The sequence below is a fragment of the Novosphingobium sp. HII-3 genome, assembly GCF_002916655.1.
GTDB classification, from domain to species: Bacteria; Pseudomonadota; Alphaproteobacteria; order Sphingomonadales; family Sphingomonadaceae; genus Novosphingobium; species Novosphingobium panipatense.
This window is the reverse complement of sequence record NZ_PPSM01000025.1, coordinates 116,785-132,075: the sequence shown is the minus strand read 5'-3', so window position 1 is coordinate 132,075 and position 15,291 is coordinate 116,785. Positions and strand designations below refer to the sequence as shown.

11 protein-coding genes are annotated in these 15,291 nt (G+C 64.4%); 7 read left to right on the top strand and 4 right to left on the bottom strand.

The window, feature by feature from the left end:
- Positions 1-5: 5 nt before the first annotated feature.
- Positions 6-4,172, bottom strand: a complete 4,167-nt coding sequence (gene rpoB / locus C2R25_RS10355) for a DNA-directed RNA polymerase subunit beta (RefSeq protein ID WP_103729104.1) — start codon at positions 4,170-4,172, stop codon at positions 6-8.
- 614 nt (positions 4,173-4,786) lie between these two features.
- Here rpoB and rplJ point away from each other — a divergent pair.
- Both rplJ and rplL read left to right on the top strand, forming a co-directional pair.
- Positions 4,787-5,302 carry a 50S ribosomal protein L10 gene (gene rplJ, locus C2R25_RS10350; RefSeq protein WP_103729103.1) on the top strand — a complete coding sequence of 172 codons (516 nt, stop codon included), beginning with the start codon at positions 4,787-4,789 and terminating at the stop codon, positions 5,300-5,302.
- Between the two features lie 88 nt (positions 5,303-5,390).
- Positions 5,391-5,768 (top strand): 50S ribosomal protein L7/L12, encoded by a 378-nt coding sequence (gene rplL / locus C2R25_RS10345; RefSeq protein WP_103729102.1) that lies wholly within the window; start codon positions 5,391-5,393, stop codon positions 5,766-5,768.
- Between the two features lie 209 nt (positions 5,769-5,977).
- On the opposite strand, the gene C2R25_RS10340 is transcribed toward rplL, so the two are convergent.
- Both C2R25_RS10340 and C2R25_RS10335 read right to left on the bottom strand, forming a co-directional pair.
- A complete protein-coding gene (locus C2R25_RS10340) occupies positions 5,978-6,346 on the bottom strand; it encodes a nuclear transport factor 2 family protein (protein ID WP_103729101.1) in 369 nt (122 codons plus the stop codon).
- On the bottom strand, positions 6,343-6,780 hold the full coding sequence (locus tag C2R25_RS10335) for a cytochrome c family protein (protein ID WP_103729100.1): 438 nt from the start codon (positions 6,778-6,780) through the stop codon (positions 6,343-6,345). Before C2R25_RS10335 ends, C2R25_RS10340 begins: the two co-directional genes overlap by 4 nt.
- A gap of 133 nt (positions 6,781-6,913) precedes the next feature.
- Between C2R25_RS10335 and C2R25_RS10330 the strand changes: the two genes are divergently transcribed.
- From C2R25_RS10330 to C2R25_RS10315, 4 genes are all read left to right on the top strand, one after another.
- Complete coding sequence (locus C2R25_RS10330) at positions 6,914-8,332, top strand: MATE family efflux transporter (protein ID WP_103729099.1); 1,419 nt, start codon at positions 6,914-6,916, stop codon at positions 8,330-8,332.
- A 183-nt stretch (positions 8,333-8,515) separates the two neighbouring features.
- Positions 8,516-8,803 (top strand): co-chaperone GroES, encoded by a 288-nt coding sequence (gene groES / locus C2R25_RS10325; protein ID WP_103729098.1) that lies wholly within the window; start codon positions 8,516-8,518, stop codon positions 8,801-8,803.
- Positions 8,804-8,848: 45 nt separating this feature from the next.
- The gene (gene groL / locus C2R25_RS10320) at positions 8,849-10,492 is read left to right on the top strand and encodes a chaperonin GroEL (RefSeq protein ID WP_103729097.1); all 1,644 of its coding nucleotides are present in this window, start codon (positions 8,849-8,851) and stop codon (positions 10,490-10,492) included.
- A gap of 263 nt (positions 10,493-10,755) precedes the next feature.
- On the top strand, positions 10,756-11,802 hold the full coding sequence (locus C2R25_RS10315) for a serine hydrolase (protein ID WP_103729096.1): 1,047 nt from the start codon (positions 10,756-10,758) through the stop codon (positions 11,800-11,802).
- Between the two features lie 69 nt (positions 11,803-11,871).
- On the opposite strand, the gene C2R25_RS10310 is transcribed toward C2R25_RS10315, so the two are convergent.
- On the bottom strand, positions 11,872-12,198 hold the full coding sequence (locus tag C2R25_RS10310; protein WP_103729095.1) for a hypothetical protein: 327 nt from the start codon (positions 12,196-12,198) through the stop codon (positions 11,872-11,874).
- A gap of 203 nt (positions 12,199-12,401) precedes the next feature.
- On the opposite strand from C2R25_RS10310, the gene polA reads away from it, so the two are divergent.
- On the top strand, positions 12,402-15,257 hold the full coding sequence (gene polA, locus C2R25_RS10305; protein ID WP_103729314.1) for a DNA polymerase I: 2,856 nt from the start codon (positions 12,402-12,404) through the stop codon (positions 15,255-15,257).
- The last annotated feature ends 34 nt before the right edge of the window (positions 15,258-15,291 follow it).

The window sequence follows — 15,291 nt, the reverse complement described above, 5'->3', positions numbered from 1 at the left end:
GTTCCTTACTCCGCCGCCAAGGCCACGCCGTCGTCGTCCTCGTCGTTGTCGAGCGAGGAGAGTTCGACGTTGAGACCCAGCGAGCGCATTTCCTTGACGAGAACGTTGAAGCTCTCGGGAATGCCGGCCTCGAAGGTGTCGTCGCCCTTGACGATCGCTTCGTAAACCTTGGTGCGGCCGACCACGTCGTCCGACTTCACCGTAAGCATTTCCTGCAGGGTATACGCCGCGCCGTAGGCCTGGAGAGCCCAGACCTCCATCTCGCCGAAGCGCTGGCCACCGAACTGCGCCTTACCGCCCAGCGGCTGCTGGGTGACGAGCGAGTACGGACCGATCGAACGGGCGTGGATCTTGTCGTCGACAAGGTGGTGCAGCTTGAGCACGTACTTCATGCCCACGGTCACCTTGCGGTCGAACTTGTCGCCCGTGCGGCCGTCGAACAGGTTCACCTGGCCCGATTCGTCGAGCCCGGCGAGCTTGAGCATGGCGGACACGTCAGCTTCGACCGCGCCGTCGAACACCGGCGAGCCCATCGGCACGCCCTTGCGGACGGAATCGGCGAACTCGACGATCTGGTCGTCCGTGCGCGTCGCGATGTCCTCGGCATAGTTGTCGCCGTAGATCTCGGTCAGCAGTTCACGCACGGCCTCGGGCGGCTGCCCTGCGACCGGGTTCGGGTTGGCTGCACGCCATGCATCCAGAGCCTCGCCGATGCGTGCGCCCAGACCACGTGCGGCCCAGCCGAGGTGCGTCTCGAAGATCTGGCCGACGTTCATGCGCGAAGGCACGCCGAGCGGGTTCATGACGAAGTCGACAGGCGTGCCGTCCTCAAGGAAGGGCATGTCTTCCAGCGGCAGGATGCGGCTGATGATACCCTTGTTGCCATGACGGCCGGCCATCTTGTCGCCCGGCTGAAGCTTGCGCTTCACCGCCACGAAGACCTTCACCATCTTCAGGACGCCCGGAGCCAGCTCGTCGCCGCGCTCCAGCTTTTCCTTGCGATCCTCGAACTTCTCCTGGATCGCCTTGACGGTCAGGTCGTACTGGGTCTTGACCGCTTCGAGCTGCGACTGGACATGGTCGTCCGCGACCGCGAACTTCCACCACTCGTGACGCTCGACCTCGTCCAGCACCTCGTCGGTGATCTCGATGCCCTTCTTGAGGCCCTTGGGCGCGGCGGTGGCGACCTGGCCGAGGAGCATGTCCTTCAGGCGGTTGTAGGTGGCGCGGTTGAGGATCGCACGCTCGTCCTCACGATCCTTGGCGAGGCGTTCGATTTCCTCGTTCTGGATCGCGCGGGTACGGTCATCGACCTCGATGCCGTGACGGTTGAAGACGCGCACGTCGACGATCGTGCCTGAAACGCCCGGCGGCAGCCGCAGCGAGGTGTCACGCACGTCCGACGCCTTTTCACCGAAGATGGCGCGCAGGAGCTTTTCTTCCGGCGTCATCGGGCTTTCGCCCTTCGGCGTGATCTTGCCGACGAGGATGTCGCCGGGGTGAACCTCGGCGCCCACGTAGACGATGCCCGCTTCGTCGAGGTTGCGCAGGGCTTCCTCGCCGACGTTCGGGATGTCGCGGGTGATGTCCTCCGGCCCGAGCTTGGTGTCGCGGGCCATCACTTCGAACTCGTCGATGTGGATCGACGTGAACACGTCGTCCTTCACGATGCGTTCGGAGATGAGGATGGAGTCCTCGTAGTTGTAGCCGTTCCAGGGCATGAACGCGACGAGCACGTTGCGGCCCAGCGCCAGCTCGCCGAACTCGGTCGACGGACCATCGGCGATGATCGTCCCCGCCTCCACCAGTTCACCCACCTTCACCAGCGGGCGCTGGTTGATGCAGGTCGACTGGTTCGAACGTTCGAACTTCTGCAGGCGGTAGATATCGACGCCCGACTTGCCCGGTTCAATGTCGCCCGAGGCGCGGATGACGATACGCGTCGCGTCGACCTGATCGACAATGCCTGCACGCAGGGCCGAGATTGCCGCGCCGGAGTCACGGGCGACCGTCTCTTCCATGCCGGTGCCGACGTAAGGCGCATCGGCCTTGACGAGCGGCACGGCCTGACGCTGCATGTTCGAGCCCATGAGAGCGCGGTTGGCGTCGTCGTTTTCCAGGAACGGAATGAGCGAGGCGGCGACCGAGACGAGCTGCTTGGGCGAGACGTCCATCAGCGTGATCTGGTCGCGCGGGCTCATCACGAATTCGCCGTTCTGGCGAGCCGAGACGAGTTCCTCGACGAACGAGCCGTCACCGTTGAGTTCGGCCGAAGCCTGCGCGACGGTGTGCTTTTGCTCTTCCATAGCGGAGAGGTAGACGACGTCGCCGGTTACCTTGCCGTCGATCACCTTGCGGTACGGGGTTTCGATGAAGCCGTACTTGTTGACGCGGGCGAAGGTCGACAGCGAGTTGATCAGACCGATGTTCGGGCCTTCCGGCGTTTCGATCGGGCAGATGCGGCCGTAGTGAGTCGGGTGGACGTCGCGGACTTCGAAGCCGGCGCGCTCACGGGTGAGACCACCTGGCCCGAGCGCCGAGACGCGGCGCTTGTGGGTGACTTCCGACAGCGGGTTGGTCTGGTCCATGAACTGCGAGAGCTGCGAGGAACCGAAGAACTCGCGAACGGCGGCCACTGCGGGCTTGGCGTTGATGAGGTCGTTCGGCATGACCGTCGACACGTCCACCGACGACATGCGCTCCTTCACGGCGCGCTCCATGCGCAGCAGGCCGACGCGGTACTGGTTCTCCAGCAGCTCGCCCACCGAACGCACGCGGCGGTTGCCGAGGTTGTCGATGTCGTCGATCTCGCCCTTGCCGTCCTTAAGGCCGACAAGCTCCTTCACCACGGCGAGGATGTCCTCGACGCGCAGCGTGGTGACGGTGTCCTCTGCGTCGAGTCCGAGGCGCATGTTCATCTTGACGCGGCCCACGGCCGAGAGGTCGTAGCGATCGGCGTCGAAGAACAGGCCGTCGAACAGCGCTTCGGCGGTTTCCTTCGTCGGCGGCTCGCCGGGGCGCATGACCTTGTAGATCGCTTCCAGACCCATGTCGCGATTCTCGGCCTTGTCGGCCTTCATCGTGTTGCGGATCCAGGGGCCGGTGTTCACATCGTCGATATCGAGCAGTTCGATCCGGTCAATGCCGGCCTGGTCCAGCGCGTCGAGGTTCTCGGGCGTCACTTCATCGCCGGCCTCGATGTAGATGCGGCCGGTCGACTCGTCGATGAGGTCCTTGGCCGAATAGCGGCCGAAGATTTCCTCCGTCGGGATCAGCAGTTCCTCAAGTCCGTCCTTCTGGGCCTTGTTGGCCGCGCGCGGACTGATCTTCTGACCGGCGGGAAACACGACTTCGCCCGACTTGGCGTCAACGATGTCGAACGCCGGCTTGGCACCGCGCCAGGCTTCAGGCGCGTAAGGCAGCTGCCAGCCGCCCGAGCCGCGCTTCCAGGCGACGGTCGAGTAGAAGTGCTCGAGGATGGCTTCGCTGTCCAGGCCGAGGGCATAGAGCAGCGAGGTGACCGGCAGCTTGCGCTTGCGGTCGATACGCACGTTCACGATGTCCTTGGCGTCGAACTCGAAGTCCAGCCAGGAACCACGGTACGGAATCACGCGCGCAGCGAAGAGGTACTTGCCGGAGGCGTGCGTCTTGCCCCGGTCATGGTCGAACAGGACGCCCGGCGAACGGTGCATCTGCGAGACGATCACGCGCTCGGTGCCGTTGATGAAGAAGGTGCCGTTCTCCGTCATCAGGGGCATGTCGCCCATGTAGACGTCCTGCTCCTTGATATCGAGGACCGAACGGGTTTCCGTCTCGGCGTCGACCTCGAACACGATGAGGCGCAGCGTGACCTTCATCGGCGCGGCATAGGTGATGCCGCGCTGGCGGCATTCGGTCACGTCGTACTTGGGATCTTCCAGCTCGTAGTGGACGAAGTCCAGCTCGCTGGTGCCGGCGAAGTCGCGGATCGGAAACACCGAGCGCAGCGTCTTCTCCAGGCCCGAGACATAGCCGGTCGCCGGATCTGAGCGCAGGAACTGCTCATAGCTTTCGCGCTGGACTTCGATCAGGTTCGGCATCTGGACGACTTCGTGAATGTCGCCGAAGATCTTGCGGATGCGCTTCTTTGCAGTGCGCACCAGCGGCGTGGTGTCGATGGGCTTGGTGGCCATGAGCTGGTCTTGCCTCTTCGTGTGAGAGCCGATTCGCTACCGAAGCGGCCCCATGAAAATTCGTCGTCGCGAGTGACGGTCGCCTGCCGCGAGGCAAGCCATCCGGAACGCAAGAAAGGCCGCCTGGCACATGGAAATCCGCCATTCGGAACTCCTGCGGCCTGCAGCCTTCTACGTCGGATGAAATCCCGACCGCCTCCTTCCCGGGCGTGTCCCCGCGCATGGACCCGCCTTGCTCGAAGCGGTCGAGCGAGCGCCGCATATATGGCACGTGCCCCGCAGAGTCAATTCGGCGCGGGTTTTCGCGGCTTTTCGGAACCGTGCCGCCTTGACTCAGATGCGGTCATCAGCCATTGGGCCGCTCGACCGGCGGGTTGATTCCCATCGGTCATCCGTCCGAGACCGCTGCCGAGAGCTTCTCTCTTAATTTGCAGCCTAGACGGGGAAAAGGAAATTACCCGGTTCTCGCTCCTTAGAGCGTGGTGCCAAATTCGTGTTCAACACGAAACTCCTTCCCCTTCGACGGACTCGCCCAGGGTGCTGACAGTGCTCTGGACAATACGTAGCCGGCTGCGGTGGGTTCGCTCATTGCAGCCATTGTGAAGGAGTAAGGCATGGATCGTTCGCAGAAAGCCGAATCGGTCGCCCAGCTCAACGCGGTCTTCTCCGAGGCCGGCGCGGTGGTGATCACCCGCAACCTCGGCATGTCGGTGGCGCAGTCCACCGCCCTGCGTGGAAAGATGCGTGATGCGGGTGCGACCTACAAGGTTGCGAAGAACCGTCTTGCCAAGCTTGCAATCGCGGACACCGACTATGTCGGTATTGGCGACTTCCTGACCGGCCCGACGGCCATCGCGACTTCGGTCGACCCCGTCGCTGCCGCCAAGGCTGTCGTTGATTTCGCCAAGACGACCGACAAGATCGAGATCGTCGGCGGCGCGATGGGTTCGCAGGTTCTGACCCCCGAAGGTGTCAAGGCGCTCGCCTCGATGCCCTCGCTCGACGAACTGCGCGCCAAGCTCATCGGCCTCGTCCAGGCTCCGGCGACCAAGATCGCTCAGCTTTCGACCGCTCCGGCGGCCAAGCTGGCGCGCGTCTTCGCCGCCTACGCCGACAAGGACGCTGCCTGAGCTTCAAGCCCAGCATTCGATTCTTAAGCGATTTATCCCGTTGCCGGCATGAGGCCGCGGCGGGACCACAGATCAGGAGTGAAGTAACATGGCCGATATCGCCAAGCTTGTTGAAGAACTGTCGCAGCTGACCGTCCTCGAGGCCGCTGACCTCGCCAAGGCTCTTGAAGAAGCATGGGGCGTTTCCGCCGCTGCTGCCGTTGCCGTAGCCGCTCCGGCTGCCGGTGGCGACGCTGGCGCCGCTGCTGAAGAGAAGACCGAATTCGACGTGATCCTCACCGGCGACGGTGGCAAGAAGATCCAGGTCATCAAGGAAGTCCGCGCCATCACGGGCCTGGGCCTCGCTGAAGCCAAGGCTCTCGTCGAAGGCGCTCCGAAGCCCGTCAAGGAAGGCGCTTCGAAGGCTGAAGCCGAAGACATCAAGAAGAAGATCGAGGAAGCTGGCGGCACCGTCGAGCTCAAGTAATCTTCTTCCGGTTGTTGCCGGACGAAAACAGGAAGGCGGCTCCGCGAGGGGCCGCCTTTTTTCATGTGCGCGGCTCGCGTTGCGCAGCGGCTCGTGCTGTGTTCCGGAAGGTTGCAGGAAGCGCGCTACCGGTGTTTGGCGCCTTACCGCTGGTGGAGCACGCTGCTCGGGCTGACCCAAAGCGTCCGTGGGCGGCGACAGGAAACGCGTCAGGCGGCAGTCACGCAGCGCAGCTGGTCGACGTAGTAGCCGCTGTGGTCGAGACCGGCAGCGCTCATGACGAGCCAGTAGGTGCGGGCTGTGGCGCTCTGGAGGTCGGCGAAGGTGACGTGGCACGTCGTAAGGTGATGGCTGACGAAGCCCGGGGCGGCGCCGGGCGGGGGCGGTATGGGGGATGGCGCGTGCATCCAGGCAGCGATGGCGTCTTGACCGGTGATCGTCTCGTGCGCGAGCTGGAGAACGCCATCCGCCGTGAAGCAGCCTGCGTAGTCCTCCGCCCGGCGAGTGTCTCCGGCCTGGGCGCACTTCGCGAGGAGCTGGTGTATCTGGGCCAGGGCGGCCACCTCATGAGCGGTCACTTCAGGGTTTCCAGATAATCGATGATGGCCTTGCGCTTTGCGGCGTCGGGCACGGGCAGGACCATTCTGGTTCCGGGAACCATCTTGATCGGACCGGCGAGCCAGGTGTCGAGCGAATCGCGCGTCCATGTGATGCCGGCATTCTTCAGCGCAGGGGTGTAGGCATAACCCGGCACACCGGCGGCCTTTGCGCCGACGATGCCGTGCAGGCTCGGCCCTATGCCGTTTTGGCCCGGCTGCGTGGAATGGCAGGAGCGGCAGGTGGCGAAGGCCGGCGGCGCGGGATCGCTGAGGGCGGCGGCACCGGCCGGCGCGGGTGCAGCGGCAGGCGATGAAGATACTGTGGGGGAGGCGGCCTGATCCGGGGCCTTGTCACCGCAGGCGGCCACCGTTGCGGCCATTGAGAGAGCCAAGAGGGTCGCCGGCTTCGTCATGCAGTCTGCTCCTTGTTCAGCACCGGGGTAGTGCGATCGTCCGCTTCAGGGAAGGGGGCACCTCGCCGTCCTCTGCCACGCGGACAGGAATCGCTTCCCTCTGCTGGACGGCGTCTCTATCGCCCGGCTCGACATGCCTGAGAGCGACAACATCCATCCCTTTCGCTGCGAGCTCGGCGCCACCCTGCGTCTCGCCGGGCCCCTTGCCGTCGCGAACATGCTGCAAATGGCGGTTTTCGCGGTGGATGTGATATTTGTCGCCCGGCTGGGGCAGGAGGCGCTTGCGGCGTCGAGCCTCGCCATCGCCATCGTCGCTGTCCTGATGATGGGCCTGAACGGCGTGACGGGCGCGGTCGCCCCACTGATCGCCGCCGAAATCGGGCGCAGGAGCAACGCGGTTAGGGAGGTGCGCCGCTCGACCCGAATGGCCTTGTGGCTGGCCGTAGGGCTTGGGGTCTTGGCTGTCGGGATCTGCATCCAGGGTGAGCGGATCATGCTGCTGACGGGTCAGGACCCACAGGTGGCGCGGATCGCCGGCCACTTCATCCGGGTCGTCTCGCTGGCTCTGGTGCCGATGGCTGTATCGAACGTCCTGCGCACCTTCGTATCCGCGCTGGGCTGGCCGGTTTTCGCCACTGTCATCACGGCTCTTGCGATCGGGGTGAACGCGCTGGGCAACTATATCCTGGTGTTCGGCAACTTCGGCGCTCCGGCGTTCGGCCTGACCGGCTCGGCGATGGCGAGCGTGATCACGGCGTGCGCGACGGTAATAGCGTACGTCCTGGCGATCCGTTTCAACCAGAGGCTGCGGCGGTTCCATGTCTTCGGGCGTTTCTGGCGGCCGGAGTGGCAGCGATTGAAGCAGATGCTGCGCCTGGGGCTGCCGATCTCGGCGACCCTCGTCGCGGAAGGCGGGCTGTTTTCCGGCGCGGCATTCCTGATGGGCCGCGTTGGCGAGACGGAACTGGCCGCTCACACGGTGGCGCTGCAGATCGCGGCCTTCGCGTTCCAGGTTCCCTTCGGCATCGGCCAGGCTGCGACCATTCGTGTGGGCTATCACTACGGCGCGGCCGACCGCGACGCCATCGGGCGCGCCGGCTGGGCTGCCATCGCGACCGGCATGGCTTTTGTCGGCCTCTCGGCCCTCGTCATGTTCCTGATCCCGCGCACGATCATCTCGGCCTATGTGGATGTCGGGGCACCGGAAAATGCCGAGATGGTGGCATTCGCGGTGCAGTTTCTGTTCGTGGCAGCGGTATTTCAGCTCACCGACGGGCTTCAGGCCGTGGTGGCGGGGGCCTTGCGCGGAGTGCAGGATACGCGGGTGCCTGCCGTCATAGCGATCGTGGGCTACTGGGTAGCCGGCTTCGCGACATCGGTGGTGCTGGGCCTGTTCACTCCGATGCGGGGCGTGGGCGTATGGATCGGACTTGCTGTGGGGCTGACGGTTGCGGCCACGCTGTTGCTCGGCCGGTGGCACTGGAGGGATCGTTTCGGCCTTGTTCCGGCGTCTGCCCTGCCGATCATGCCACAGTCGGGCAACCCGGGCTGAGCGCTGTCACAGCTCCTTCGCATGGAGAGGTTATACCCGGACGGGTAACCTGAACATCAGCTAAATTTTTCTGCCGCGGCCCGCTTGACGCTCAGGGGGCAGCGGACCATATCCTCGCCGTTGGCACTCTCAGCGAGAGAGTGCCAACCAGTTTTCAGTTCGTTGGATCAAGGGAGACACCCAATGACTTTCCGCCCGCTGCACGACCGTGTTCTCGTGCGCCGCGTCGAGGCCGAGGAAAAGACGGCCGGTGGCATCATCATCCCCGACAGCGCCAAGGAAAAGCCCGCTGAAGGCGAAATCGTCTCGGTCGGCACCGGCGCCCGCGCCGAAAACGGCACTGTGACCCCGCTCGACGTGAAGGTGGGTGACCGCGTGCTGTTCGGCAAGTGGTCGGGCACCGAAGTCAAGGTCGGCGGCGAAGACCTGCTGATCATGAAGGAATCGGACATCCTCGGCGTCATCGCCTGAGCCGGATCCGCTTTCATCCAACCGATTATCTGAAGGAATTCTACAATGGCAGCCAAGGACGTACGCTTTTCGCGTGACGCTCGCGAGCGCATTCTCGCCGGTGTCGACACCCTCGCCAACGCCGTCAAGGTGACCCTGGGGCCCAAGGGCCGCAACGTCGTGATCGAGAAGAGCTTCGGCGCTCCGCGCATCACCAAGGACGGTGTCTCGGTCGCCAAGGAAATCGAGCTCAAGGACAAGTTCGAGAACATGGGCGCGCAGATGCTGCGCGAAGTGGCTTCGAAGGCCAACGATAAGGCGGGTGACGGCACCACCACCGCGACCGTCCTTGCTCAGGCGATCGTTCGCGAAGGCATGAAGTCGGTCGCCGCCGGCACCAACCCGATGGACCTGAAGCGCGGCATCGACCTCGCAGTCGGCAAGGTCGTCGAGAACCTCAAGGCGCGTTCGACCCCGGTCGCCGGTTCCTCGGAAATCGCCCAGGTCGGCATCATCTCGGCCAACGGTGACACCGAAGTCGGCGAGAAGATCGCCGAGGCCATGGAAAAGGTCGGCAAGGAAGGCGTCATCACCGTTGAGGAAGCCAAGGGTCTCGAATTCGAACTCGACGTCGTCGAGGGCATGCAGTTCGACCGCGGCTATCTTTCGCCCTACTTCGTCACCAACCCCGAGAAGATGACGGTCGAGCTCGAAAACCCGTACATCCTCATCCACGAGAAGAAGCTGTCGTCGCTGCAGTCGCTGCTTCCGATCCTGGAAGCGGTTGTGCAGTCGGGCCGTCCGCTCCTCATCATCGCCGAAGACATCGAGGGTGAGGCTCTGGCCACGCTCGTCGTGAACAAGCTGCGTGGCGGCCTGAAGATCGCTGCCGTGAAGGCTCCGGGCTTCGGCGACCGTCGCAAGGCCATGCTGGGCGACATCGCCACGCTGACCGCCGGTGAGATGATTTCCGAAGACCTCGGCATCAAGCTCGAGAGCGTCACGCTCGGCATGCTTGGCCAGGCCAAGAAGGTCACCATCGACAAGGACAACACCACCATCGTCGACGGTTCGGGTTCGGCTGACGAGATCAAGGCACGCGTCGAGCAGATCCGCGCCCAGATCGAAGTCACCACCAGCGACTACGACCGCGAGAAGCTCCAGGAGCGTCTGGCGAAGCTGGCTGGCGGCGTCGCCGTCATCAAGGTCGGCGGTGCAACCGAAGTCGAGGTGAAGGAGCGCAAGGACCGGGTCGACGACGCTCTCCACGCGACCCGCGCTGCCGTTGAAGAAGGCATCGTTCCCGGCGGCGGCACCGCGCTGCTCTACGCAACGCGTGCCCTGGAAGGCCTCACCGGCGCCAACGAAGACCAGACCCGCGGCATCGACATCGTCCGCAAGGCGATCACGGCTCCTGTCAAGCAGATCGCCGAGAACGCCGGCAATGACGGCGCTGTCGTCGCGGGCAAGCTGCTCGACCAGTCGGACGAAGGTATCGGCTTCAACGCCGCGACCGAAGTGTACGAGAACCTGAAGGCCGCAGGCGTCATCGACCCGACCAAGGTCGTGCGCACCGCGCTGCAGGACGCCTCGTCGGTTGCCGGTCTGCTCATCACGACCGAAGCTGCGATCGTCGAGCGCGCCGAAGAAAAGCCCGCAATGCCCGCCATGCCCGGCGGCATGGGCGGCATGGGTGACATGGGCTTCTAAGAGGCTCTGGGCGGCGGGGCGGATCGCTCGATCCGCGCCGCTGAACCACTCGCATGACAAGAGGCCGGAAGGGACGCCCTTCCGGCCTTTTTCATTGGCAAGCCGCTGCCTTCACCGGCGCAAGCAAAATCCAGTGCCGGGACAGGAACGTGCGCTTGCGGGTAATCACCGCAAGTCCGATGCAGTTCGTCGCTGCCCGCTGGCGTTTCGTCGCTATCCGCATAACCATCTCGAAAGATGGACAAAGGTAGGGTGTGGGCTGCATGACCGGGGCAGACCGACTTTCCGCGCGGTGGAGCGCGGGCATTGGGCGCATATTCGGCGTCGCTGTGGCGATGGCGGCGTGGATCGCGCCGATCACGACCCAGGCGGAAACATTCAGCGGCCAGAACCAGGTTGCCGAAGTTCAGAACAGCTTCGATGACCTTTTCGGCACTGACCAGCGTGGGCCGCGTACGTACGCGTCCCCCTTCGGACAGCAACTGGCGGCCGTCGCCAACGCATCCCAAGGGCGCATCGGCGTGGCGGCCATGGATCTGACCTCGGGGCGGATGGTGGATGTGCTGGGCGACCAGCGCTTTCCAATGGCCAGCACCAGCAAGATCGCCATTGCCGCCACGTTCCTCGAAGGCGTGGACAACGGCAAGTGGAGCCTGTCGAGCGAGTTTCCGCTCCTCGTGCCGGTGGCGTCACGTCCCTTTTCCAGCGCCATCGCGCCGGTTCGTCCGGGTGAGTACATGAGTGCTGCACGGCTGATCGAACTGATGATCACACGTTCGAACAACTACGCCACGGATGCGCTGCTCAAGGTGGTCGGCGGGCCCAAGGCTGTAAACGCCTGGGTGGAGCGTGCCGGAATTGAGGACTGGCACATCGACAGGGACATCGCGACGCTCGTGCGTGATGACGGAGCCATCGATCCGGCAAAGGTCGTTGACAAGCGTGACAGCGCCACACCCAAGGCGATGGTGAAGATGCTGGCAGGCATTTATCAGGGCAAGTGGCTCAGCCCGTCGAGCCGTCGGGTGCTGCTTGGCGCGATGAGCCGGTGCCTTACCGGCAAGCGTCGCATCCCGGCAGGGGTGCCGGCAGGCGTGCAGGTGTCTCACAAGACCGGCTCGCTCAACAACACGTCAAGCGATGTGGGGATCATCGAGACGCCCGACGGCCGGGTGTTCGCAGTGGCGATCTACGTCACTGGCCAGGGCGGGCGACCGGGACGGGAATCGCGCATCGCCAGCATCGCGCGCACCATCTACAACGGCTACCACGCGGAGGGGCCGAACTATCCCCGCACTGCGTCCCGCTAGAAAACGGGCGTACAGCGGGCAAAGAAAAAGGGGCCGGAAGGCCCCTTTTCCGTCTGGATGATCGGAAGATCAGTTGGTGTGCGGGTTGCCGTCCGTGTGGTCGTCCAGCTCCTTGGCGACGTCGTTCGCGGCCTTTTCGGCGTCGGCGGCGATGTCGTCCGTGGTCTTTTCGGCGCTCTTGGCAGCGTCCCCGGCTGCGTCAGCCGTGTCATTCGCGGCTTCCGACGCCTTGTCACCGGCATTGCCGAGGGCATCGCCCACGTCCGAAGCGGCTGCCTCGATGTCGTTACCGGCCGACGAGGCGGCAGCCTCGGTGGCGTCCTGGGTCTTTTCCGAGCAGGCTGCCAGCGACATGGCGGCAGCGGCGGCCGTGGCAACGAGAACGATTTTGCGCATTAACTTATCCCTCTTCTTGCGAATTACCCCGTCGGCGACAACGCCGCGTGAGCCTCCTTACGACGGGCTCGATACCGTGGTTAGGAAGCGCGGCGAGACGTTTCAAGCGCTGGGCCAAAACTCCTGAGGACGGCCCAAGTTCCCCGCAGCCGGCAAAACGAGCGATGCTGACGGCGCGGTGCGGCGCTGCTAGAGGTCTTGCCATGGATTCCAAGCAGCACCTCTACCTCGTCGATGGGTCGGCCTATATCTTCCGCGCCTATCACCGCCTCCCGCCGCTCACCAACCCGCAAGGCACGCCCGTGGGCGCGGTCTACGGCTACACGACGATGCTGTGGAAGCTGGCCGAGGACCTCAACAAGGCGGATGGGCCGACACATCTGGCCGTCATCCTGGATGCCGGTTCGATATCGTTCCGCAACGACATCTATGACCAGTACAAGGCAAACCGGCCGCCACCGCCTGAAGACCTGGTGCCGCAGTTCCCGCTGATCCGCGAGGCGACCCGCGCCTTCTCCCTGCCCTGCATCGAGGAGCAAGGTTTTGAGGCGGACGACCTGATCGCCTCTTACGCCCGCGCCGCCACCCGGCGCGGCTGGGACGTAACCATCGTCTCCTCCGACAAGGACCTTATGCAGCTGGTGGGGAAGTGCGCCCAGCCGGATGAAGGTTTCGAAGGCGGTTGCATCGATATGCTGGACACGATGAAGAACCAGCGCATCGACATCCCGGAGGTGATCGAGAAGTTCGGCGTCCCGCCCGAGAAAGTCGGGGATGTTCTCGCCCTCATGGGGGACGCGGTGGACAATGTTCCTGGCGTCTTCGGCATCGGCCCCAAGACGGCGACGAAGCTGATCCAGGACCACGGTGACCTGGAGAGCGCGCTTGCGGCCGCACCCGGCATGAAGAAGTCCAAGCTGCAGGAGCGGCTGATCGAGCAGGCCGAGCAGGCCAGGCTCTCCAAGGTGCTGGTCACTCTGAAGGAGGACTGCGTCCTTCCCACTCCGCTCGATGATTTCAAGCTCGATGCCATTCCGCCCGAACCTTTGGCCGCATTCCTGTCATCCCATGGCTTCACCAGCCTGTTGAAGCGGCTCGATGCAGGCACTGGATCGCCTGCCATGGCGACGCAACTCAACCCCGCCAAGCCGTCGAATGCGGGCGCAAATCCGACCGAAGGCGCTGCACGCCAGCCCTTGCCCGAATGGCCACCCGTCAACCGGGAAGCCTACACCTGCGTCACGACCGAAGCCGAACTGGACCAGTGGATCGCCCGCGCCGCGCAGACGCGCCTGGTGGCGATCGATACCGAGACGTCCATGCTCGATTCGATGCGCGCGGACCTGGCCGGAATCAGCATGGCAGTGGGACCGAACGAGGCGTGCTACGTGCCCCTGGGGCATGGCGGTACCGACATGTTCGCTGAAAAGCCGCAGCAGGTGCCGCTGGACGTCGCGCTGGGGCGCCTGAAGCCGCTTCTGGAAAGCGACGCGGTGCTGAAGGTCGGGCAGAACATCAAGTACGATCTCAACGTGCTGGCGCGCCACGGCATCGACGTGCATCCGATCGACGATACGATGATCGTCAGCTTCTGCCTTGACGCCGGCCGGTCTCTGGACGGCATCGGCGGCGGGCACGGCATGGACGAGCTGGCGCAGCGGCACCTGTCGCACACCACCCTCACGTTCAAGGATATCTGCGGCACCGGCAAGAAGGCGATACCCTTCGGCGAGGTGCCGCTGGACCGGGCGACGCAATACGCGGCGGAAGATGCGGACGTGACATGGCGCCTGCACAGCCGCCTGAAGCCCCGTCTCTCCTATGAAGGCGGAACTCGCATCTACGAACGCGTGGACCGCCCGCTGATCCCTGTCGTGGCGCAGATGGAGCGTCACGGCATCAAGGTCGATCGGGAAAAGCTCGCCGGGCTGTCGAGCCAGTTCGCCGAAGCCATCGGCGCGCTTGAGGCGGAGATCTTCGCCACGGTCGGACAGGAGTTCACCATCGGCAGCCCCAAGCAGCTTGGCGACATCCTGTTCGAGAAGCTTGGCTACAAGGGCGGCAAGAAGGGCAAAAGCGGCCAGTACTCCACTGACCAGTCGGTGCTGGAAGGCCTTGCCGGACAGGGTGCCGTAGTGGCGACGAAGGTGCTCGAATGGCGGCAGCTTTCCAAGCTGCGCTCCACCTACACCGAAGCCCTGCAGGCGGCGATCAATCCGGCGACCCAGCGCGTTCACACCAGCTACAGCCTCGTGGGTGCGCAGACCGGCCGCCTGTCGTCGACCGACCCCAACCTGCAGAACATCCCGATCCGCACCGAGATCGGTCGGCAGATCAGGGACTGCTTCGTTGCGGAAGCGGGCAACGTGCTGCTGGCGGCGGATTACTCGCAGATCGAGCTCCGCCTCGCCGCTCACATGGCTGACGTACCCAGCCTCAAGGAGGCTTTCGCGGCGGGAGAGGACATTCACGCGCGCACGGCGATGGAAATGTTCGGCACCGTGGACCGCGACACCCGCGGCCGCGCCAAGACGATCAACTTCGCGATCCTCTATGGCATTTCGCGCTGGGGGCTTGGTGGAAGGCTTGGCGTCGGGGCGGACGAGGCCCAGGCCATGATCGACCGGTACTTCGAACGCTTTCCCGGTATCCAGCGCTACATCCATGAAACGCTGGAGGGCGTTAGGGCGAAGGGCTATTCGGAGACGCTCTTTGGGCGCAAGACGTGGTTCCCGCGCATCACCTCCAAAAACCAGGCCGAACGGCAGGGTTCAGAACGCGCCGCCATCAACGCACCGATCCAGGGTACCAGCGCCGACATCATCAAGCGGGCCATGGTGCGGATGAACCCGGCGTTGGCGGCGGCGGGTCTGTCGCATGTCCGCATGCTCCTGCAGGTGCACGACGAACTCGTATTCGAGCTGCCTGAAGCGGATGTCGCGGCCGCCTCTCCGGTGATCGAGCGGGTGATGGCTGAAGCGGCGCTTCCGGCGGTCACGCTCGACGTGCCGCTGGGTATCGAGATCGGCTTCGGTGCAAGCTGGGGCGCGGCCCACTGATCGTGCAGGGGCGCCGAACCCGGATGCGGCGCCC